Source organism: Dyella sp. (assembly GCF_051954575.1).
Taxonomy (GTDB): Bacteria; Pseudomonadota; Gammaproteobacteria; order Xanthomonadales; family Rhodanobacteraceae; genus Dyella_B.
Genome location: NZ_JBQCHP010000159.1, coordinates 1 through 23,849, shown reverse-complemented (window position 1 = coordinate 23,849; position 23,849 = coordinate 1). Strand labels below are relative to the sequence as shown.

Sequence of the window (23,849 nt, the reverse complement as noted above, 5' to 3'; positions counted from 1 at the left end):
TGCCCAATCCAGCGACAGCAACCCGCCGCTCGGTGGCCCGGCCGTATCCGGCGTCTGCCTGCTCTCACGCGAAGCGATCTTCGCCAACGCCAAGGTCGGCAAGGCCGCCTCCGCGCGCCTGAAGCAACTGGCCGACCAGGCACAGAGCGAGATCGACGCGGAGCGCAAACCAGTCGATGCCGATGTGCAGGCGTATCGCGCGCAGGCGGCCTCGCTTTCCGCCGAGCAGCGCCAGACGCGCGAACAGGCACTGTCGCAGCGTCTGCAGAAAGTGCAAACCGACCAGAACCAGCGCGCCCGCCAGCTGGAAGCCACGCGCGTCAAGGCGATGGGGCAGATCGCGCAATACGCGCAGCCGGTGATCGCCGAAACCTATCGCAGCAAGAGCTGTGGATTGTTGCTGGACCGCAACGCGGTGCTGGGCGGCAACATGGGCAACGATCTCACGCCGCTGGTGGTGCAAGGCCTGGACGCCAAGATCACGACCATGTCATTCAATCTGGAGCAAGTTCCGGCCAGCAGCGGCGCGTCGAGCGGCGCGCAGCAGTAAACCGGTCATGAAGCCATGCGCTTGCAATCACCTGTACTGTGGCTTGTAGCGTCTGCGGCCGTCATGGTGCAGGCGGTTGCATGCGCGCAAACAGCTTCGCCTTCATGCGTCGACGTCAGCGTCAATGACCGGCCGGCGTTGTCGTATAACTGTTTGAATCAACACCTGGCGTCGTCCGCGCATCAGCCAATGCAGCCGCAACCTCAGCTCGACGCGGTGGCGCACGCACCCAGCAATCAGCAAGTCGGGCAATTCAATTTTTCCGCCTTCAGCCATCAAATGGGCAACAGCCTGGGCAGATCGGTGACGCCGCAACGGCCACCGCCCGTATCGCCACCCCCGATGCTTGGCGTCCACCCCAACCTACGAGAAACATTTCCTTCGCGTGAAACCCTCGCGACATTCCCCATGAAATTTTGATGACACGGTTCAGTCCGTCATCCACCTGGCGGTCTACTTAACGACGTGCACAGAGACACCCAGGGGAAGCGTTCGTGATCACTCCGGTCGGTTCAGGCAAGCATTTCCGTTCCATGCGTACCGCAGCCACCAGGCACCCCCTGGCCTACGCGATTGCATCCGTATTGGCGATGGCGGCCATGCCCGTGCACGCCGGCGGCCCGCAGGCGCTGAGTTCGGCGTGGCTGGCGCAACAGGCCGCGAACCGTCCCAACGCGCAGACCGCTACCGGAAATGCATCGCTCTCCGGCCTTGCCGCCCAGACGCCGCAACAACTGTTGCAGCAACAACAAGTGCAGCAATCGCTCGCCAATCTCAGCCGCGCGGCGCAAGCAGTCGCAGCGCAGATGTCGGCACAGCGTTCAGCGCAGCAGGCCGCACAGCAACAAGCCTCGCCGGTGCCGAACGGACTGACGCCTGGCGGCCTGGCCGTCGCACCCGGCATCTCGAGCAATCCATCGCTGTGGCAGAACGCCAACCTGCCCACGCAAGCGACAGCGAACGGACAAACCACCGTCCAGGTCAAACAGACCGCGCAAAAAGCGATCCTTACCTGGAACAGCTTCAACGTCGGCCGCAACACCACGCTTTATTTCAATCAAAGCGGCGGCAACCAGACCAACGGCAGCAGCAACAACTGGATTGCGCTCAATCGCGTGGTCGATCCCAGTGGCGTGCCGAGTCAGATCTTCGGGCAGATCAAGGCCGAAGGCACGGTGTATCTGCTCAACCGCAACGGCATCTTGTTTGGTGCCGGCAGCCAGGTGAATACGCAGTCGCTGCTGGCCAGTTCGCTGGATCTGTTCAGTGGCGATGTCGCCGCGAGCAACAGCGCGTTCCTCAAGGGTGGCATTTCTTCCGGCGCCAACGCGGCGGTGCCGTTCCTGGTCAACGGCCTGTTCGCCGACAAGCGCAGTCACGACGTGGTCGTCCAGCAGGGCGCCTCCATCAACGGTGGCGCGCAAGGCTTCGTGTTGCTGGCCGCGCCGAACGTCTCCAACGCCGGCAGCATCGTGGACGACAATGGCCAGGCGATCCTGGCTGCGGGCTATCAGTTTTCGAACCTGAGCAGCAGTTCGACAGGCGGCAAGTTGACCGTGCTCAACCAGATGCCGACGCTGTCGTCCAGCGCCACGGTCGTGCCAACCGGCAACACCGCCAGCAACAGCGGCCTGATCCAGTCGCGCCGCGGCCAGGTGGAAATGCTCGGCTACAACGTGGACCAGGAAGGCGTTGCGCTCGCCTCCACCAGCATCAGCTATCCCGGCAGCATCGTGTTGAATGCGCGCGACGAAGGCGCTGTCGACGGCAGTTATGCGCGTACCGGCGCGCTGACGCTGGGCTCCAACGCCGTCACCGCCGTGCTGCCAGAAAAAGATGGCGCCACCACTACGTCCAACGCGGCGGCGACCGCGGCGTTCACGCCCGGCAGCATCAGCCTGAGCGGCAATACCGTCACCTTCGGGTCCGGTTCGTTGTTGGACGCACCCAACGCCAAGCTGAGCGTGCTTGCTGAGGGCTCGGACAACAATCCGGCCAACCCGGTCGCCGGCCGCATCTATGTCGACAGTGGCGCGGTGCTCGACGTATCGGGCCTCGCGGATGTCGAGTTGCCGATGTCGGCGCTGCTGGTGACGATTCCGCGCATCGGCCAGAACGAACTGGCCAATGCGCCGCTGCTGCGCGACAGTTTTCTGTACAAGCAGAAGGATGTCGTCATCGACAGCACGCAAAGCGGCGTGGCGGCCGATGGCCTGAGCTGGGTGGGCAGCCCAATCCTCAATGTGTCGGGCTACGTGCAGAACATGCCGCGCGACATCACGCAGATGATGACGAACGGCGGCAGCATCGATCTGAATGGCTACGAAGTTCTCGTGCGCAGCGGCGCGCAATTGAACCTCGATGGCGGTTACCTGGCTTATCGGGCCGGCTGGGTCACCACACCCAATCTGCTGGGCGCGGATGGCCGCGTCTACAACATCGCCCAGGCCAATCCCAACATCAGTTACGTCGGCTTCGCCGGCACTTACGACGTGGTGGACAACCGCTGGGGCGTGAGCACGCACTACAGCAATCCGTTGCTTGCCGGCAGCACGCGCTGGGATAGCGGTTTTGCGGTAGGCGGCAACGCCGGTACGCTCAGCATCGAGACCGGCAATGCGCTGGCGCTGGACGGGCAGATCACCGCGCAGGCGTTTGCCGGGCGCAACCAAGTGATCAATGGCACGCAACCTGTCGACGGCACGCTCAACGTCACCGTGGAGGGAGCCCAAACCATTTACCAGGGGCGAGGGAACGGCATCCATAACCAAATCGTCGGCGCACTGCTGCAACAGTCCACATCGGCGCTCGAACAGCTTGTCCCGCCGTTCCAGGCCGCAACGCCGTGGCAAACGGTGCTGAGCGCTAACGATCCGTCCAACAGCAATCCGGATGATCTCGCCCATTGGGTGCCGCTGTCGTCGAATCTGGTGGCGCAGGGCGGCTTCGGCACGTTCAACGTGACCACCACATCTGGCGCGCCAATCAAGGAGCAGGCCGGCACGTCGCTCAGCGTGCGTCCGGGCGGATCGATCAACCTGGCCGGTTACGGCGTGAACGTGCTTGGGACGCTCAACGCACCGGCTGGCTCGATCGGCATTACATCGTTGGGTGCGGTTGCTGCCCCGTCGGCGACTTATGGGAATCTGCCTGGCAATATTGTCGTGGGCGGCAACGCTGTGCTGAGCGCGCGCGGGCTATGGGTGAACGACGGGGGCGCCTCCGCGGACAACTATGTCGGCGATCGCTATATCGATGGCGGAAACATCAGCCTCGCTACCACGCAGTACTTCCTGACCGACAAGAACGCCGTGCCCATCGGCGACGCCACCGGGTCCATCCTGCTGCAGCCGGGCAGCTTGCTGGATGTGTCGGGCGGCGGCTACGTCAACGGCAACGGCCAGCTGCAATTGCGCAACGGCATACCCGACGGTAGCGGTGGCAACGTCAGCCTTGTCATCTACGTTCCCGGCACCACCCGTGCCTCGCAATTCGGTCAGGTCTATCCGGCGCCATCGAGCCTGCTTGCAACCATAGCGCTGAACGGCACGCTGCGCGCCTACGGCTTCAGCGGTGGCGGCACGTTCACGCTGCAAGCGACCGACTTGCAGATCGGCGGCAGCGCCGATGACCTGGCGATGCACAGCGGCGTCTACCTGGCGCCGTCGTTCTTCGCCGGGCAGGGCTTCGACAACTACCGCCTGACTTCGATCACCGATGCGATCGTCGCGCCCGGCACGACGGTGCAACTGGCGCGCTCCAGCATGCTGGCCGACGACCAGGCCTTGCTGTCGCTGCCGAGCGGTGCCGATGTCTACGCTACGAATCCGCTTACCGGTACCCGCTACGCCGCCATCGGGCAGTTGGCGCCGTACCTGCGTTACGTCGATCGCAACAGCAGCGGTACCGGCCTGGTGGTGAACGCCGGTAGCTACCTGGGCTGGTTCAAGACACCAGGTAATTATGCGGCCGGGGCGGTGTCCTATCCGGACGTAACCGGTTCGCTGATCGTCGGACCAGGCGCCTCGATCATCGCCGATGCAGGCGCGACGGTGCAGTTGCAAGGTAATGCATCCACGATCATCGACGGCAGCATTCAGGCGTCCGGCGGCAGCATCAATCTGCTTACCGATCCAAACCAGCTGCCTGGCCTCACGACCAGCACGCAGTTGTGGCTGGGTGCGCAGGCCGTGCTGGACGTGGCCGGCGTGTCGCTGGTCAATCCGCTCGCCGCGGGCGCAGCCGGCGTTGGCTCCAGCAACGGTCTGGCGCCGCGTTTTACGCCACGCACGGGCACGGTGCTCGATGGCGGCAGCGTGCTGCTCGCCGCCAGCGGCGGCTACGTGCTGACCGATCCACACAGCCTGATCGATGCGTCAGGTGCGAGCGACGTCTACGATCTGCCTGCTGCAAATGCTGCGGGTAATCAGCCCGGGTACGTTGCCACACCCGTGTGGAGCAACGCTGGCAACATCACCTTCGCCGCGGGTGCAGGGCTGTTCGCGGATGGCCATCTGCAAAGCACGGCCGGTGCATCGCAAGGCGAAGGCGGCAGTCTCCAGATCGAAGGCATCCGCAACACCATGGTCTGGTCGCGTCCTTCGGCCACCGCCATCGTCCTGCAGCAAACGGGCATGCTGATGCCATCGGGCCTGTCTCCCGGCGGCACGGTCGAAGCGGGTGGCGCATCCGGTGTGTTGCACTTCGCAGCGGATCGCTTGAACGGTTCGGGCATTGCCAGCATTACGGTGGGGCCGACGCCTTCCAGCCAAGGCAGCCCCAGCGCCACCGATGTTCCGGTGGGCGTGGCCGGCGACCTCGACCTGAAGCTCGATCGCAGCTTCGTGCTGTACGCGCCATCGCTCACCGCGCTGCCCGTCGCCGACACTTCATGGAACGGCACGGCACCGGCCGGTTACGTGCCGAGCCAGAGCGTGGTGAACATCACCGCTCCGTACGTGGCGCTGGTCGGCACCAACCCGAACCAGGCCCCACAGGCGGTGGCCGGCAGCGGCGTGCTCAACGTCAGCGCCGATTTCATGGATATCGGCGGTGGACTGGATCTGCAGGCCTGGTCCGCGACCAACCTGACATCGCGCGGCGACCTGCGCTTCTATGCACCCACCAGCCTGCAATACAACAGCAACACCGGCAGCATGCAGCCGGGCCTGTTGTTCACTACGGGCAACCTGAGCCTGCAGGCCGCGCAGCTTTATCCGGTGAGCGGCTATGCGTTCGTGATCGACGCCAATCCGTCCGGCTTGAACGATGCACAAGGCCATGCGCTGTCCACCACGCTGAGCATCCTGGGCAGCGGCGCCAGCAGCGTGCCGTTGTCCGCGGGTGGCAGCCTGTTGCTGGACGCCGACCGCATCGAGCAGGACGGCACGGTGCGCGTGCCCTCGGGCAACCTGGCGATCGGCGTGCTCGATCCTTCCGCCATCGCCAGCGCGTTCGGGCTCGACGGCAGCGCCTATCCCTTGGTGACGACGCAGAGCGTGCACCTGGGCGCGGGCAGCATCAGCTCGGTATCGCTGGATGGCATCACTGTGCCATTCGGCACCACTACCGATGGTCAGCAGTGGACTTACAACGGCGCGTCGAACCAGCCGTCGGCCACCTTGTCCGCACCACCGGCCAAGCACATCAGCATCGCCGGCAACGACGTTGCACTCGATCATGGCGCCACCATCGACATCCGCGGCGGCGGCAGCTTGCAGGCGTCCGAATGGGTGCCGGGCGTGGGCGGCACGGTGAACGTACTGGCGCAGTACGAAACCAGCTATGCCAGCAGCGCGGCGGGGCAGCAGGTGCCGCAGTATGCGGATGGCCGCGCGATCTACGCGATCATTCCCGGCTACACCACGCCGGTGAGCGCGCACGATGCCGCGCTGGAAAACGGCGCGGGCGCGGGGCCGGCAGTCGGCCAGACCGTTTATCTGTCGGGCATGGCGGGTTTGCCGGCGGGTTACTACACCTTGTTGCCGGCCGGCTACGCCACGGTGCCCGGCGCCTACCGCGTGGTGCAGAACACCAGCGCGCAGGACAGCGTGCTGGGCCAGAATGCGATGCTGCCCGATGGCACGCTCAGCATCACCGGCTATTTCGGCAGCGCGCTGGATGGTTCGCGTAATGCGCGCACCACCACTTTCCTGGTGCAGTCCGCACCGGTGTGGCAGCAGTACTCGCAATACCAGTTCACCAGCGCCGACAGTTATTTCGCCAAGCAGGCGAGCACTGCCGGCACCACCACGCCCGCCTTGCCCGCCGATGCCGGCCAGCTGAGCCTGAGCGCTACGCAGCAATTGCAATTGGCGACCAGCCTGGATTCGGCACCGGCCAGCGGCGGGCGTGCCTCGCTGGTGGATATCGCCGCGCAGGCGATCGAAGTGACTAGTCAAGATGCGAGCGCACTGAGCGGATACCTGCAGCTGTCGGCCGACTCGCTCAGCGCACTGAACGCGGGCAGCCTGTTGCTGGGCGGTACGCGCCAGCTCGGTCGTAGCGGATATCAGGTAAGCAGCATTGCCGACAGCGTGGTGCTCGCCAACGATGGTGCGCATCCGCTCAAGGCGCCGGAAATCCTGCTGGTTGCCAATGGCGAAGGCGATCCCAACGCGCAAGGCATCGTGCTGCAAGCAGGCAGTGCCTTGCTTGCCAGTGGCAACAGTAGCGCCGACACCACGCCGCTGATCTTCGGCAGCGTGGCCGGCACGGCTGCCAACGGCGGCAGCGTACCTGCAGTGAGCGGCAACGGCGCCCTGCTGCGCGTATCGCAAAACGGCGTGGTGAACGTTACGCGCAACGACATTTCGCCTGGCGCAACCTCCGGCCAACTCACCATCCACGCGGGCGCCACCTTGCAGGGTGGCCGTTCGTTGATTATCGATACCACCGGCGACACCTCGGTAAGCCCTTCGGCAGTACTCAGCGCGCAGGCGATCCAGGCCGACGCCAACCTGATCAGCTTCGTCGGCAGTGATGGTGCCGCTGCCGGTACCGGCGGGCTGGTGATCGGTCCGGGCACGCTGAGCCTGCTGGGCAACGCGCAGCAGGTCACGCTCAACAGCCGCGGCGCGATCGATTTTCTCGGCACCGTGGCGATCGACCTGCCGCAAAGCCTGAACCTCAACGCCAGCGCCTTCGTCAGCGATGGTGGTCAGGTCAGCATCACCGCGGCGAAGCTGGGCCTGGGCAATGCGATCGGCAGTGCGGCTACGGCAGGCGCCGGCAGCGGCCAGTTGAGCCTGAGTGCAAACGAGCTGGATTTCACCGCGGGCAGCAGCGTGCTGCAAGGCTTCGACAGCGTTACCGCAACGGCAAGCCAGGGCATGCTCGGGCAGGGCAGCGGCGGTTTCGATTTCGGCAGCGCCAACGTCAGCTTCAGCACGCCCGTGCTGGCGACGGGGAGCGGCGCCGACACTCACCTGGTTACCACGGGCGCGTTTACGCTGAACCGCGCATCGGGTACGCCACTGCAGAACAACGCGATGGGAGGCGTGCTTTCGCTTGCTGGCGGTTCGCTCAGCATCGGCACGGTAGTCCAAGCGCCTGCCGGCAACATGAACCTGGAAGCCGCCCACGGCGATCTCACCATCGCCAGTGGCGCCGTGCTGAATACCGCCGGCGTCAACAAGACTTTCTACGACGTCACCACCTATGCATCGGGCGGCCAGCTGAAACTGGTTTCGGACCAGGGCTCGGTGATCGTGCAGCAAGGTGCGACGGTGGATTTCGCCGGCGCCCCGCTGGGCGGCAGTGCTGGTGGCATCACCATCCAGGCGGCCGGGCAGGCGCAGTTGAACGGCGCGTTCCAGGGCATGGCGCTGAACGGCTATCAAGGTGGCTATTTCACCTTGAGCAGCGGCGGCGCGCTCGACCTGGATCAGCTGGCGCAGCTGACCACGCAGGCCGGCACCACCGGCGGCATTTCCATCAGCAGCGGCGCGGGCAACCTCACGCTGTCCAGCGGAAAGAGCCTGGTCGCGCAGGATGTCTATCTGCTTGCCGGCGGCGGACAAGGCGCGGTCGATACGAATGCAGGCGTCGTGCGGATCGACGGCAGCATCGATGCATCGGGCGCGGCGGCCGGCGAAATCAAGCTTTACGGACGCAACGGCGTCACCCTCAACGGCAGCCTGCTCGCCACCAGCAGTACGCCGGAACAACGCGGCGGCGTGGTCGTGATCGGCACCACTGGCACGCCGGATGGCACGCTCAACAGCGCCTACGGCTACGAGAACGTGCAGTCCGGCAGCGCCGGCATCATCCAGTTCGGGCCGAACGCCAGCATCGATGTGTCCGGCGGTTCCAGCGATGTCGGCGGCAGCGTGAGCATGCGCGCGCCGCTGCTGGCCGATGGCGACGTGCCGATCGTGTTCGGCGGCGGCATGTTGGCGATACGCGGCGCCAGCAACGTCACGATCGAGCCGTATGCGGTATGGAGCACCGCCGATCATTCCAGCGACGCATCCAAGCATTTCGACGGCCTGATCGACCCGGCCGGCTGGTATCAGTACGGATCCGACGGCACGCCGCAAATAGTTGCCGGCACCTGGACGGACGCGGCGAACAATGCGCTACCCGCACCGGCCGATGCCGCGACCTTGAAACAGTACCTGAGCCAGGATTACTTCACTCCGACCGCGGCGAACGCCGCTCACCTGAGCTTTTACGGCTACGTCAACGGCGATGCTGCGCAAGGTGCGGGCACGCTGATGAGCTACGTGGAACAGCCCGGCTACAGCTTTGGCGATCGCTTTGCGGGGCTTGCCAACCTCGTCCTCCGCCCGGGGATCACGCTGACCAATCCGGATGCGAATACCAATGGCGGCGCCATTTCAGTGCTGACCAACTGGAACCTTGGCGCCGGCACCACCGATGCCGATGGCGTGATTCACCTTGCTTACCGCTATGGCGCCACATCCGCGTCGGCATCCGGCGTGGCGCCGATCCTCACCGTGCAGGCGCTGCACAACGTAAACGTTCAAGCCAGCATCACCGATGGCTTCTACCAGCAGAACACTGGCGCAGCACTGGCCGCGGCGGTGACGGTGAGCGACAGCGGACCGCCTTCGCAGGCATATCTGGATGCGCTGGCGGCGTTCATGGCAACTGATCATTACCTGAGGACGGATGCGATTTTTCAATACGACGTCCTTTGGCAACCAGACCCCAATGGGTACAACAGCACCGTCTACATCGACGGGTTCGGTGGTTTCAATCCATTGCCGATCAGCAGCGATCCGTACTACCAGCCGATCCTGGCGCCGCAGAAATACCAGTCCGCGGATTACTACAACAACTACATGCTGTACATCGGCGAAGTGGGCGTGGGCAACAACTGGTCGCTGGCCTACAACAATGCGGACAACAACGGTTTCAATACCTACAAGCCGACGCAGCGCGTCGCGCCGCAGCCATCCACCGACTACGCCGGTTACGTGGCGGCGTACCTGAGCTGGCTGAAGAGCACCTTCGGCGACGCAGTGGGCAACACCTCCGAAACGCCTTCACCCTTGCTGCTGCCGCTGGCCTCCGAAGCGACCAGCAACTACAAGAACTACACCACCGACTACGCCACCTATATCGGCGGCTACGACACCTACTACACCTACGTCTCGCAGAACGATGGCGGTGACGTGCGCTACGGCGGCAATCCGCAGATGTTCTATGCGCCGTATTCGCCGGCAGCCAGCAACTCCACGGGGCCGAAACAGCTTCCCAACGTTGCCGACAACGGGCCGTCGAACATGCCCAAGCTCGGCAGCGTTGCCTCGCTGGTGTCGGCGACTCTGCTTGGCGGGTCCAGCAGTTCCTACCGATTGGTAGCCGGTGCGGTTGCCGACGCGGTCGATCCCGTTGCCGTGTCGGCCGGCACGAACACCGGCAACGTGAACCTGGGCGGCCATTTCAGCGTGCAGTACACCGCCACCGGCGGCGACGGCAAGACGCTGGATTTCCCCACCACCGTGCGCACCGGCACCGGCTCGATCGCGATCGCCTCAGCCGGCGACATCGACTGGCTGGATCACGTGGCGCCCGCCGTGGTCTACACTGCCGGCGCGCCGGCCAGCGGCACGGCAGCTGGCACGGGCGTATCAGTGACCAATACGGGAAGCAATGCCGCAACCGCGATGGTGCCCGACTTCCTGGTCAGCGGACTGGTCAACCCCGAGCACGCCGGCGACATCCTGCTCAACGCGCAGGGCAGCATCAACGCGATCGAACAGGTCGCCGACACCAGCGGCAATGTCACCGGTGTCGCCGGCACTGACATCAGCCAGTTCTGGTGGCCGTGGATGCAGACCGGCAATGCTGCCGATGGCTCGCGTTCTTCGATCAACTTCGCCAACTTCGACCAGGGCGTGATGAGCGTAGGCGGCAACGTTGCCGTCAACGCCGGTGGCCATATCAGCGACCTTTCCGTGTCGCTGCCGACCAGCTGGTACGCCAACGCGGCTGGCAATGCGATTACCACCGTGGGTGGCGGCAATCTGTCCGTGCACGCCGATGGCGACATCCTGAGCGGTGTGTACTTCGTGGCCAAGGGTAAGGGCGAACTCAGCACTGGCGGCGCGATCGGCGCCGACCTCAGCTACACCGCGCCTGCAACCATAAATGCGGTCGGTGGCCTCAGCACGCCAGTGTCGACATTGCTTGGCGCGCAGGATACGCAGTGGAATGTGCTGGCTCGCACTGGTGCGGATATCGGCGGCATCTATGATCCTTCGTATGCGCGGATCGACCCCGGCCTGGCCGGCTTGCTGCCGGCGAACAAGGCCGATGGGCAGAGTTACAGCGCAACTTCGTCGGCACGCTTGGTGACCACCCAGGGCGATCTCATCCTCGACAGTGTGAGCTTGCCGGGTTTTCTATTCTCATATGGCGCGGCGGCAGCAAGCGAATCGTACAACCCCGGCGCCGTACTACCTGCATCGCTCGACCTGACCGCATTGCAAGGCGACGTCCACGTGTCGGGTGCCGGTGGCCTGTATCCCTCGGCTACCGGCAATCTGAGCGTGTTTGCCGATGGCTCGGTCACGTTTGCCTCGCAGGTCTATACCCTCTATGGCGCGGGCTACGCCGGGCCGGGAGTTGCCCCAAGTTTTGGCCTGATCGACGCCGACAGCAGCCTGCTGCCATCACCACTGCATCCGCTGGGAAGCGACGCCGCCAATTACCAGAACCTGTTCGATGCCGCCTATCTGGACAATGGCGTCAACAATACCTTCAAGGGCGAGCTGCACCAGGCAATACCTCTGCATGCAGCCGACGCCACGCCCGCGCGCATCTATGCGCTCGATGGCGACATCGTGGACGGCACGCCGGCGCCCAATGGCGCGATGATGGACCAGCTGGTGCTGCAGCCTGACAAGCCTGCGCTGGTTTATGCCGGCCGTGACATCGTCGACCTGTCGTTCATCGGTCAGCAGGTGCATCGATCGGACATCACGCGCATCGTGGCGGGCCGCGACATCTACGACACGCCGTACTACGCGGGCTCCTTGAACATCTATGCTCCGCGCAATCTGAACTATGCGTACGTGCCATCCATCCTGCTCGGCGGCGTGGGCAACCTGATGGTGGAGGCAGGCCGCAACCTCGGCCCCTTGACCAGCCAGGTCGATATCCAGTCCAAGCTCAGCACCGGTTACGTCTACGAAACCGGCATCAACACGATCGGCAACCTGGTCAATCCCAACCTGCCGCACGATGGCGCCAACGTGAGCGTGCTGTTCGGCGTAGCGCCGGGCGTCGATACCGGCAGCTTCTTCGCACAATACTTGTTGAATCATCCCGATGGCATGGATGGCTTCGCCAGCCTGGTGCCGGATCTGGTCGGCTTCATGCAGCAGTGGGAAGCAGGCAAGGTCGTCGATACCGGTTTCGCGCAAGACCAGGTCAACGTATCGCTGACGCCGCAGCAAGCCCAAGCCGCGTTCCAGCAGTTGCCCGCGTACGCGCAGGAGCTGTTCGTGCAGAAGGAATTCTTCAAGCTGCTGGCGCAGGTGGGTGCGGACTACAATGATCCGTCCAGCCCGTACTACCAACAGTACGCGCGCGGTTATGCGGCGATCGAAAGCCTGTTCCCGGTCTCGTACGGTTACACCAACAACGGCGCCGGCAAGGGCGGCCGCAACGGTGAAGCGCAGACGGTGGACACCGGTGACCTGGACATCCGCAGTTCCACCATCCAGACCCAGCAGGGTGGCGACGTCAGCATCCTGGGTCCCGGTGGCCAGGCGCTGATCGGCAGCGTGAACGCGCCGCCGCTGATCACCAACAGTGAGGGCCAAGTTCTTGCCGGTCCCAACAGCATGGGCGTGCTGACGCTGGAGCAAGGCAGCGTCGACATGTTCACCGATCGCAGCGTGCTGCTGGCGCAAAGCCGCATCTTCACCGAGCAGGGCGGCGACATGGTGATCTGGAGTTCCAACGGCGACATCAATGCCGGGCAGGGCGCAAAGACCGTGGCGGAAATTCCGCCGCCGACGTACGTGTGCGACGTGGACGCTTTTTGCCTGATCGATGCGCGCGGCCAGGTCAGCGGCGCCGGCATTGCTACGTTGCAAACCCTGCCGGGCGCGCCAACGGGCAGCGTCTACCTGGTCGCGCCGCGCGGCACGGTGGATGCGGGCGATGCCGGCATCCGCGTTTCCGGCAACCTGATCGTGGCGGCGGCGCAGGTGCTCAATGCCGATAACATCCAGGTGCAAGGGCAAAAGATCGGCGTACCGGTGGCGCAAACGGTGAACGTTGGCGCGCTGTCCGCGGCGGGCGCCGCCGCGGGTGCGGTCAGCAAGGTGGCGCAGGACATGGCCAACCAGCAGAAGAACGATGCGCTCGGCAAGCAACCGTCGGTCATCTCGGTACAGGTGCTTGGCTTTGGCGACGGCAGCACCAGCATCCAAGGCAGCGGCTACAACCCGAACAGCCCGGTGCAGGTTCTGGGCGCAGGGCCGCTCAGCGATGCGCGCAAGCGTGTCTTGACCGATGCCGAGCGCAGGCAATTGAGCGAATAACGAAAAAATCGACAACCGGTACGGAGCCGGGACAGCAGCGGGGGCGGCGGGACAGGCGCCGGCCTTAAGGCGAAAACATGAATCGAACATCCTCCTTGCGGACATCCGTCCCAGGGACAAGCCGGGCTTTCCTCCAAATAGGCCAGCACAAGGGATTGGGGCGAATCACAGTGAACCAGGGCGCACTCGTCGAAACGTTGATCCAACTTTCCAATTTCCGCCAATACACGATGGCCGAATCGCTGCTGGCGGCATGCTCGCGCGAACAGCTGGAGGCCTTGCTGGGCGTGGCCGAACGCGCCTTCAGCATGCGCCTGACCTATTCGCTGGAGAAACAGTTGCCGCGCAGCAGGCAAGGTGCGGAAAGAAAGTACGTGCTTGCCGAACTGATGAAAATACTCAACGTCTGGTGCGCGGAAGGCCATCGCAGCGCGATTCGCTGCGTATTGATGGAATTGGCCTATGACGAGGTGATGGCACTCGGGTGCATGCCTGAATTGGACCGAGAGGTGCACTCCATGCTGCATGAGTATGGCTTGCCGTATGAAATGTCTTCGTGCCAATACACATGAGTCGAGCGTATACGTGTCCAGTTTTTTTAGCTGGATCGGCGTTTCATTTATTGGCGGCAGCAAATTTTTTAGTCGAAAAACATATATGAAATATGCTTAGGCGAACCGTTTTTCAAACATAGGAACCAAGTCTAGGCACAACCCATGAATTCACACCCATCCCGGGCGGACTATATTTGAGCAAACGATTACAGGGCGTGAAAAGGCGACAGAACAAGGTGATTATTTGCTTGGATTGAGCGCTCCATCACATGTGTCATTTTCAGTGCAAAACATGACATTAAATATTATGTCCCTGCGTCAGGCCTGTAATTGATAGTGCATATTCGAAGACATCGAGAGTTAATGGCATCGTCATTGCGCAAGCGTAAAAAAGCCGGGCCTCCAATTCCGGAGGTAAACATGCGCAATGGGGATACACCATGAATCACGGACTCAACAAGGTTGGCATCCGCACCAAGCTGGTGATGGGCGCCCTTGCATTGGCGATGGCCGCCGCATCGCATGCCGCCACGCAGGTGGCCGGTGGCGCAACGCTGCCGGCGATCGGTTACGTAGGTACCGGCGCCGAGACCAATTCCCAAGTGCTGCCGGCCGGCACGGGTTCGCTGTTCGGCGTTTGGTCCAGCACCTCGCGTACGTCGGTGTCGTATTGCCAGACTGGCAGCGGCGCGGGCAAGAACATCCTCGCCGGCGTGCCCAACTACAATGTGCAGAATGCCTGCCCGACCGACTCGACCGGTACGCTGCACGGCTTCGGCGCCCCGCTCGCCGGCCGCTCCACGCTGGCGTGGCCCAATGTCGTCGGCGCGGACTCGCCGCTGAGCTCCACCGACCTCAGCAACTACAGCGCCCATCATTCCTCCACCTATTTGCCGGTGCAGTTCCCTTCCGTAGCCGGCGCAATCTCGATCGCCCTGAACAAGACCACCGCCAAGGGCGTGATACTCAACAGCAGCAACACCAATTTTTCTGACGCGCAGCTCTGCTCGATCTTCTCCGGCGCCGTGACCGACTGGAGCGATGCGAGCCTCGCCAGCGCCTTTACGCTGGGCTCGGGCGACAGCATCCCGGCCGGTGCGATCAACGTGCAATACCGCGCTGATGGCAGCGGCACTACCTTCGGCTTCAGCAATCACCTGTCCAAGGTCTGCTCGGGCACGGCGTCCCAGCACTTCGTCACCAACCAGGCGTTCACCAGCGTGGTGAGCCTGTACAAGCCGACCATCCCCAGCAACTGGACCGGCTCCAGCGGCAACCCGGCCGTGGCCACCGCGGTGAAGAACACGGCCGGCAGCATCGGCTACGTGGAAACGGCTAACTCGCAAGCGGCCGGCATCAGCTTCGCCAAGGTCAATGGCTTTGATCCGTCCAGCTTCGGTGCGCCGGTCGCCATCATCAGCAGCAACATCGTCACCAACCAGGTAATCAGCGGTGCGGATGCCACCACGGGCCGTCCGACGCTGGCCGCGATCTCGCCGGCGCCGGCCACTCAGTGCATCAAGCTGGTTACGCCCGATTCCTACGCGACGTTCACCAGCAGCTATCCGATCGTTGCCGTCTCTTACCTGCTGGGCAGCTCGCAAGGTAACGGCACCGACCTGGCCAATACCCAGGGCCTGTTGGCCTCGCCGTACACCGTCAACCAAGCGAATGTGACCACCATCGGCACTGGCAAAGGCTTGGCCTTCCTGAGCGGCACCGGTATCACCGGCTCCACCGTTTCCGGCTGCGTGACCAACTAAACCATAGGAATTTCTCTGCAGGAAGCAGGAAGGGAGGGGATGTAAGCCCCTCCCTTTTTTTCTGCCGACAGGCGGCTATTTGGAAATCAACAACAACAACGATTGCCCGCACTGACCATATGTAGCGCCGCCACCGCCGATCAATGTTTCATTGCCGGGCGTGACAAAGGTGTTGGCGCCATCGTTCCAGTTGCACGTATCGGTGACGCGATACCAGTTGGTGCCGGTAGGTGGTGGCGGCAGGGTGAAGGTGACGCTGCCAGACCAGCCGTTGTAGGCGATGTACATGGAGTTGCCGTCGCCGAATGAAGAACCATTCACCGTGTACGCAATCGCATAGTTGCTGGTGTTGTTCCAGTACGTGCTATCGGCGACGGCGCCGCTGGGTTCGTACCACACCACCTGGCTGGAGGTGTACCAGGTAACCGGGCGCAGTGCGGGATGCGCCTTGCGGAACGCGATCAAGCGCGAGGCGAAGTTGTAGAAGTTGGATTGGTCCGTGCTCCAGCTGTAGTTGAGCCAGTTGGCGGTGGAGTCGAGGTTGTAGGCGTTGTTGTTGCATTGCAGGCTGCGCAGGTATTCGTCGCCGCCCTGCATCATCGGCGTGCCGGCGGACAACATCACGAAGGCCAGGCCGGTGCGTGCGGCGCGGCGCTGGTCGACGGCGGTGCCGGTGCCGGCGGACATGCCCTGGTCCCAGCTGTAGTTGTTGGAGATGCCGCCATCGGATGGGCCGTAGGGCCAGGCCTGGTTGTTGTTGGCACCATTACAGGAATACACGTCCTTCAACGTCATGCCGTCGTGGATGTCGATGAAGTTGGTGGAATTCCACGGTGCGCGGCCGCTGGCCTGGAACAGGTTGGACGAGCCGGAGAAATCGTTGGCGTCCTGCGTGATGTGGATCGTCATGTTGCCGAGTTCGTTCTGCGCCTGCCGCGCGCTGTCGCGAAACAACCCGTTCCATTCGGACCAGCCTTTCGGAAATCCGCCGAGCTGGTATTCGTTGCTGCCGCTGGCGGCCCACGGTTCGGCATACAGATCCAGACCATTGCCGCCGCTTGCCGGGCGCACGGTGAATTCGCGCAGGATGCGATTGATCGCAACATTCGAATCGGCCGCATCGAAGTAGAAACCGCCATTGGGACAGTTCGGCGCGCCGGATTTCGCCGCGCCATTGAGGCAGGCGTTGCCCAGGATGGGGCCTTCGTCGAAACGGAAACCGTCCACGCCCATCGTGTTGCTCCAATAGGCGAGCGAATCGATGATCAGGTTCTGCGCAACGGTGTTGTAAGTGTTGTAGTTGGCGCCGGTGCCGGTGTTGTCGTAGAAGTACTGGTTGTCCGAGGTGAGTTCGTAATACGTGGTGTTGTCCAGGCCGCGCCACGAAAACACGGTAGCCGTGCTCGGATCGGTATTGCTCCAGCTGCCACCTTCGGCGGTGTGGTTGTAGACCACGTCCATGTACACCTTGATGCCGGCGTTGTGGAATGCCTGCACCATCGCCTGGAATTCGGCGGTGGGGCCGCCGGCTGATTTGTTGTATGCGTAGTGGCGGTCCGGCGCGAAATAATCTTCGGTCATGTAGCCCCAGTAATTCTGGTTGGCATCCGAATTGGGGACGACATCGTTCGCGTCGTTCTGCGTTTCCTGCAGCGGCAGCAATTCCACCGCGGTGACGCCCAGGCTGGCCAGGTAATTCGCTTTCTGGCTGGCGCCGTAATAGGTGCCCTGGTATTGCGAGGCGATGCTGGGGTCCTGCTTGGTGAAGCCGCGCACGTTCACTTCGTAGATCACATCGTCTTTCTGCGCGCGCGTCGGTTTGGTGCCGGTGCTTTGCGTGCTCGGCGCCAGCACGATGCCCTTGGGTGCGTAGGTGCCGCTGTCGATCAGGCGGTACGCCACGCCGAAAGAAGCATCGACCGTGCCGCCGGTGGCGAAGATATGGCTGTTCTGGTTGCTGGTGTTGAGCGGGTCCTGGCTGATTTCACGAGCGTAAGGATCCAGCAGCAGCTTGTTCGGATTGAAGCGGTTGCCGTTGCTGTCGACGTCGGCAATGAAGCCGGCGGAAGAACCCTTGGTCCAGCCCGAGTTGTACGGCCAGTTAGGACCCCATGCGCGATAGCCGTAGTACACCGGCCCGGTGATGCCCGCGGCTTGTATCGATGACACCGGTACGATCACCTGCCACACGCCGCCGCCCTGGCTGGACATCTGATAGGTCGCCGCTTCCTGCGCGCCATAGCCGCTGGCGTACAGGTACAGCACGATGCGCGTGGCCTGCGAGGAATACACGCGAAAGGTGATCTGCGTTTTCTGCGCGTCGTAACTGGCGCCAAGGCTCATGCTGTTGATGGCGGCGTGAGCGGGCATGACGGGTATCGCCGCGAGGCTGGCGCAGGCCAGCAAGGCGGCAAGAATCTTTGAACACTTCATACGGACGTGCCTCCTGCTTCGTGGTTGAACAGGCTTCGGTCGGGTGATCCCTAAGGATGCTCTGACCCATACTTCGTGGCGTCACCGGCCCTGTCTGTCCGCAGCTCTTCGGTCCATTGCCTCGACAGACGGCCAGTCTGCCTTCGCCAATGCCCCTGTGATCTGCGAACAGACAGGGCCGGTGACACTCACGCAGAATGGGTCAGAGCATCCTCGTGCATGCAGGCGTAGCGATCTGCATGGACGCAGCTTGCCGCACGCCGAATCGATCTCCCCATCGATTGCGTGTGATGAACGCTATGGTTGGCTATGCATCAAGCTGCTGCGCTGGATGGTAGAAAGCATCGCGGTGCAACAACCAGGGTATGCATACGTATTCATTGAAAGGAAGATGTGAACGTTCACATCACGCGCGCACGAGGGCGCAGAGGTTCGGTAGGTTGGGTTAGCGCAGCGTAACCCAACGTCTTCGAGGCGAATTTGTTGGGTTACGCTGCGCTAACCCAACCTACGAAATGCGTGCGAGGCAGTAAGTATCCGGTAAGTCTCCCGCCCCGAGAGTGCAAATCCCGCCCTCGACCCGGACCGCCGCGATATGCGATTCCCCCGTAACCGCATGCCCTACCTTGCCTTGCTCGGCGCACTTCCATGGCTGCCTAGCGCCTATGCCCAAAACACTGCCGAAGCGACGCCGCCCAGCAATGCGCAGGCTCTCCCCAGCACCGCAACCGGCTTTGACGGGCAGCAAGGGACTTCCTACTGGGGACTGGGTGCCGGCATCGCCGCGCGTGGCTTGCCGTACAAAGGCTTCGGCACCCGCGTTTCTCCCGTGCCTTTTGCGTTCTACAACAGCCGCTGGATCAGCTTCACCGGCGCGACGCTCGACCTGAAGGCATGGCAAGGCGACGGCTTTACGTTTTCCTTGCGCACCAAGTTCTCGTTGTTCGATGGCTATAGCCATTCCGATGCCACCATCTTTCATGGCATGGCCGATCGCAACGGCGCGCTTTGGTATGGTCCGCATGTAGGCTGGCGCTTTGGGGAATTCAGTGTTTCGAGCGAGTACCTGTTCAGCAGTCGCGGGCAACAGGCGGCGTTGTCGTTCGAGCGCGGTTTTGCCTTTGGGCGCTGGCGCATCGCACCGCATATCGGGTTCGAATATATGAATCGCAAATATGTCGATTACTATTACGGAGTACGTCCCGGCGAGGCCACGCTCACGCGTCCTGTCTACGCTGGCAAGTCGACCGTCAACGTGATCACCGGCGTCAGTGCGACGTGGCGCCTGGATGCGCGCCAGTCCATTCGCGGCGATGTAGGCGTTACGCAATTCGGCTCCGGCATTACCGATAGCCCGCTGGTGGGAAAAAAGACGGCCCCGAGCGTCATGGTCGGCTATGTCTATCGATTCAAGTGACGTAATGGCATGCACCGCGTAGCGCTGGTTGAGGATCACGAACGTCTGGCCGAGATGATCAAAGCGGCGCTCGGGCGCAGCGGCATCGAAACGGATATCTTCCCGGATGCCGCGGCCGCGCTGTATGCGCTGGCGCGCCACGAATTCGCGTTGCTGGTGCTGGATCGCGGATTGCCGGACGGCGACGGCATCACGTTGCTGCGCCGGCTGCGCGCCAGCGGCGCGTCCATTCCGTGCCTGATGCTGACCGCCAGGGATGCGATCCACGATCGCGTGGAAGGGTTGGAAAGCGGCGCCGACGATTACTTGACCAAGCCGTTTTCGATGGAAGAACTGGTGGCGCGCGTGCGTTCGCTGATGCGCCGCCCCTCCGCCATGGCTCCGCTCGCGCCGGATTTTGCGGGGCTCATGATCGATCCGGAACGCGCCTGCATGCGCTACAACGGCGATTGGGTATCGCTGTCGCCCTCGGAGCTGCAGATCATGCTGCGCATGGTCTCGGCAGCCGGAAAGGTGGTGCGGCACGCGCAGCTGGAACATGCCGCCTGGGGCCTGCATGACGAAGTCACGCCGAATGCGCTGGACGTTGCACTCCATCGCTTGCGCAAGAAATTGTTCGCCATCGATGCCAGCATCAAGATCGTGAATGTGCGTGGCATTGGCTACCAGCTACAGAAGACGTCTGCGGACAACTGATCCATCAACCCGGCACTATCATGACGATGTCATCTGAAGCACCACACCTGCATGCGAATGCACCGGCGCCATCGGTAACGCGCCGGTGGCCCTGGTTCGACAGCCTCTCATCGCGGCTGACGGCGACCTGCCTGCTGGCCTTGACGCTGAGCCTGGTCGTGATCATGGCGGGAGTCGAATACACGTTCACGCATTACCCCGCCGAAATGTTTATCCGGGGAGAAATCGATAGCGCGGCGCATCGACTGGCCAGGTCCGTGCAATTGGATGCCGAAGGGCGACCCGTCTCGCTCGTGGTATCGCCGGAGATCGAGAAATTTCACTCGACGTTTGCGCAGGACACCGGCTATCAAGTGGTGGACCCGCAGGGCAACGCGGTGCTGTCGATGATGCCCATGATCGTATCGGTGCCGCACGAGGGCGACTGGATGCACACGCCACGCTCCCGCTTCGAAAGCGGCGGCAAGGTCTTTTACGTGGAAACCGTGCCCGTTCCTGATGCGCGCCGTCCCTATTTCCTCCAGGTGATCACCAGCGAGGCGTTTGATGTGGCGCTCGTCCGCATCAAGCACGGGGCGGTTCCAAAAGTGGTGGTGTTCACCTTTCTGCTTGCCGTGCTGGTGTTCGGCATCACCATGCGCATGACCTTGCGCCGTTTGGTGAAGCCGATCCGCGAGGTGTCGCGGGCGGCGGCAGGCATTACGCCGCAAAATCTGACGACGCGGTTGTCGCTGCAAGACATCCCCAGTGAAATGCGTCCGCTGGTGGCCTCGTTCAACGATGCGCTGGCCAGGTTGGAAGAAGGCTATCTTGCGCAGCAAACCTTCCTTGCCGCCGCGGCGCATGAATTGCAGACGCCGTTGACCTTGATCCGTGGGCAGATCGAAATGCAGCCGGCCTCACCCGACACCCATCAGATCCTGCACGACGTGGATGCGATGTCGCGCCAGGTTCGCCAACTGCTGCATCTGATGGAGGCCAGCGTGCTGCAGAACTACGAGTTTTCGCAGGTCGACCCGCAAAAGGTGGTGCGCGACGTGACCTCCCAGCTGGCGCGCAGCGCCGCAGCACGCGGCGTGAGGCTGGAAACCAGCCTGCGCCCGGCCGCCAGCCAAGTCAGGGCGGATGAAGGCGGCTTGTTCATCCTGCTCAAGAACCTGCTGGAGAACGCGCTGGCTTATGCGCCCCGTGGTTCTATCGTCACGATCAAGGTCGATGCCTCCTCCATCTCGGTCAGCGACGAAGGGCCAGGGATCGATGAGGCGCATCTGCCTTTCATCTTCAGCCGGTTCTGGCGGGCGCCGAACAACAAGGCCGAAGGATCCGGGCTGGGATTGGCGATCTGCAAGGAGATCGCGCTGGCGCACGGCTGGCGGCTGATCGCGGCGCGGACCCAGCCGGGGACGCTCTTCACTATCCATTTTTCGCAGGCGTAAGCGTGCAGGCTCGGCGCAAAGAAAAACCGCCGTGACGTTTCCATCGCGGCGGTCGTTTGATCCATTTGGGTCATCAGCGCGTCACCACGGTGCCGCCACCAGCGAAATCGGTTCCCAGAACACCATCGCCTTCGATCCATGTGCGTCGACCGAAGCGACGGCCTCTTGCGGACGCGGCGTCGGGCCAGAGGAGCGCAGTACCGACATCGCCACGGTCAGGTTGCTGCGTAGCGCAGGAATGGTCTGGTGGGCGAAATCCTTCAGTGCGGGATTGGCGGACGACATCTTCATCGCCTCATAGGCGGAGATCATCCGGCAATGGCTGCGCACCGCCGTGCTGGCGAAGGTGCGGTCGAACGCGTCGCCGTTCAGCGTTTGCATACGTGTCACGGCGGTGGCGGCCGGCTGTCCGGCGTCGGCATGCTTGCTGCCGCTGAGCTGCGCCAGCTGGGCGTCGAGCGCGGAGCGTTCCTGGATGATGCTGTTGGCCAGTTCGATCACGCGCGGATTGCTGGACTTGGCCAGCGCCATCTTTGCCATGGCGATCTGGTTGGCGTTGTCGGCCCGGGCGCGGGTGAGGAAGGATTGTTCGTCCGGGCTCAGCGGCGGCGGATTGGTATCGGCTGCTTGCGCCAGTCCCGCTGCCAGCATCAACCACATCAGCACCAACGAGGCAGGAACAAACCGGGAAAAACGTACAGCACGCATAACGTATCGCCTTCAAGGCAGAGCCAATCGCCCCTTACGGCTTCAATGTGAACTTTGAGAAGTTCAAAGAGTGTTTGGAAATCGTCAGACGAATGTACGACGGTCTTGGTAAGCGCGGTTTTTCTTCAGCATGCTGAGCTTGGCGTCATGGCGCGAGGTTTGAATGGCGATCACGCGTTAACAGTTGCCATGCGGCGAACTCGACCAGGATCACCACCAGGCAGCTCGAGGGTGGCCACCATAGATACGCGCCGCGCAGCAAAGTGAAGCACGCCGCCACGACCAACAGCATGCTGGCGACCGGCAACGCCCAGTTACGACCGACGCCTGGCAAGCCGTACAGCAAGAGCGGCACCGCCAGCAGCGCGGCGGAGAGCGCCAACTGGTGAAGAAAATCGAGCGGCGTCACCAGCAGGCCGCGTTCCAGCGATTCGAGCACGTTCGCCTGATACTCCACGCCCGGCATGGGCGATTGGGGCGTCTGCAGGATGTCGCCCAGTCCTTCGGCGATGGCGCCGACCAGCACCCAGCGATCCTTGAGCAGGTTGGCGGGCACACGATTGTTCAGCACATCGGTATACGACAGGCTGCCGAACGTGCCGAGCGGACCGGCGTAGCGCAGCAGCACGTAGTTGTCGCGCATCCATAGATACGGCGACGCATCGTTGTGCAGCGGGTCGTGCAATCCGGGCAAGGTGGTCGGCGCGTCGTGGCCGAGTTGAAGCAGTGCCAGCGCCAGCGACGGCCAGTAGGCGCTGCCGAGCCCGGCCTTGAGATAGGCGCCGCGCACACGCTCGTCACTGTCCTTGGCCACATCCACCTGGCCGAGCGCCGCCGCGCTTTGCGCGATGGCCGGCACCGGCAGCGCTTCCTGCAGCGGCCCGCCCAGGTTGACGGCTTCGGCGAACGCCGGCAGTACCACCTTGCCGTTGCGATGCATGGCGGCGGCGACAAGCTGGTCGTTGCTCGGATCGTTGGAAGGCGTGGACATGGTCACGTCCATACCGATGCCGCGTACGCCGTCGGCGGTGAGCCGGTCGATCAGCTGCGCGTGGACCGAGCGTGGCCACGGAAAGCGGCCGATCTCGTCCAGGCTCTTGGGGTCGATCGCGACGATCACCACCCTGTCGTCCGGCGTGTAGCGCCAGTAACGCGCGTGCAGATCGTAGAGCGCATTGTCCAGCGGCACGGTGAGGCCGCTGACGATCAGCAATACGACGAGGCCGACGCCGACCATCCAGAGCATGCCGCGGACGAGCCAGGCGAA

At 63.1% G+C, this 23,849-nt stretch carries 10 protein-coding genes; 7 read left to right on the top strand and 3 right to left on the bottom strand.

Annotation, left to right across the window (positions count from 1 at the left end; all coding sequences use genetic code 11):
* From ACTHNE_RS19275 to ACTHNE_RS19260, 4 genes are all read left to right on the top strand, one after another.
* Positions 1-550 (top strand): OmpH family outer membrane protein (locus ACTHNE_RS19275; RefSeq protein ID WP_440270066.1); only part of this gene is annotated, 550 nt, incomplete at its 5' end.
* Between the two features lie 533 nt (positions 551-1,083).
* On the top strand, positions 1,084-13,575 hold the full coding sequence (locus ACTHNE_RS19270) for a filamentous haemagglutinin family protein (protein ID WP_440270065.1): 12,492 nt from the start codon (positions 1,084-1,086) through the stop codon (positions 13,573-13,575).
* A 155-nt stretch (positions 13,576-13,730) separates the two neighbouring features.
* Complete coding sequence (locus tag ACTHNE_RS19265) at positions 13,731-14,147, top strand: hypothetical protein (protein WP_324945898.1); 417 nt, start codon at positions 13,731-13,733, stop codon at positions 14,145-14,147.
* Positions 14,148-14,569: 422 nt separating this feature from the next.
* On the top strand, positions 14,570-15,892 hold the full coding sequence (locus ACTHNE_RS19260) for a substrate-binding domain-containing protein (protein ID WP_324945901.1): 1,323 nt from the start codon (positions 14,570-14,572) through the stop codon (positions 15,890-15,892).
* Between the two features lie 75 nt (positions 15,893-15,967).
* Here ACTHNE_RS19260 and ACTHNE_RS19255 read toward each other — a convergent pair whose 3' ends face one another.
* Positions 15,968-18,325: an isoamylase gene (locus ACTHNE_RS19255; protein ID WP_324945904.1), complete on the bottom strand. Its 2,358-nt coding sequence runs from the start codon at positions 18,323-18,325 to the stop codon at positions 15,968-15,970.
* Positions 18,326-18,941: 616 nt separating this feature from the next.
* Between ACTHNE_RS19255 and ACTHNE_RS19250 the strand changes: the two genes are divergently transcribed.
* From ACTHNE_RS19250 to ACTHNE_RS19240, 3 genes are all read left to right on the top strand, one after another.
* Positions 18,942-19,742 (top strand): MipA/OmpV family protein, encoded by an 801-nt coding sequence (locus ACTHNE_RS19250; protein WP_440270064.1) that lies wholly within the window; start codon positions 18,942-18,944, stop codon positions 19,740-19,742.
* Between the two features lie 9 nt (positions 19,743-19,751).
* On the top strand, positions 19,752-20,438 hold the full coding sequence (locus ACTHNE_RS19245; RefSeq protein ID WP_324945910.1) for a response regulator transcription factor: 687 nt from the start codon (positions 19,752-19,754) through the stop codon (positions 20,436-20,438).
* 140 nt (positions 20,439-20,578) lie between these two features.
* Positions 20,579-21,874: a sensor histidine kinase gene (locus tag ACTHNE_RS19240; RefSeq protein ID WP_440270063.1), complete on the top strand. Its 1,296-nt coding sequence runs from the start codon at positions 20,579-20,581 to the stop codon at positions 21,872-21,874.
* An 81-nt stretch (positions 21,875-21,955) separates the two neighbouring features.
* Here the strand turns inward: ACTHNE_RS19240 and ACTHNE_RS19235 are convergent, their stop codons facing one another.
* Entirely contained in the window at positions 21,956-22,582 is a 627-nt protein-coding gene (locus ACTHNE_RS19235; RefSeq protein WP_440270062.1) for a DUF4142 domain-containing protein, read from the bottom strand.
* A 145-nt stretch (positions 22,583-22,727) separates the two neighbouring features.
* Positions 22,728-23,849 (bottom strand): CHASE2 domain-containing protein (locus ACTHNE_RS19230; protein ID WP_440270061.1); only part of this gene is annotated, 1,122 nt, incomplete at its 5' end.

Excerpts from the sequence above, each read along its gene's own strand:
- ACTHNE_RS19270 (WP_440270065.1), top strand. The coding sequence starts at position 1,084 with ATGCGTACCGCAGCCACCAGGCACCCCCTGGCCTACGCGATTGCATCC.
- ACTHNE_RS19260 (WP_324945901.1), top strand. The coding sequence starts at position 14,570 with ATGAATCACGGACTCAACAAGGTTGGCATCCGCACCAAGCTGGTGATG.
- ACTHNE_RS19255 (WP_324945904.1), bottom strand. The coding sequence starts at position 18,325 with ATGAAGTGTTCAAAGATTCTTGCCGCCTTGCTGGCCTGCGCCAGCCTC.
- ACTHNE_RS19250 (WP_440270064.1), top strand. The coding sequence starts at position 18,942 with ATGCCCTACCTTGCCTTGCTCGGCGCACTTCCATGGCTGCCTAGCGCC.
- ACTHNE_RS19245 (WP_324945910.1), top strand. The coding sequence starts at position 19,752 with ATGCACCGCGTAGCGCTGGTTGAGGATCACGAACGTCTGGCCGAGATG.
- ACTHNE_RS19235 (WP_440270062.1), bottom strand. The coding sequence starts at position 22,582 with ATGCGTGCTGTACGTTTTTCCCGGTTTGTTCCTGCCTCGTTGGTGCTG.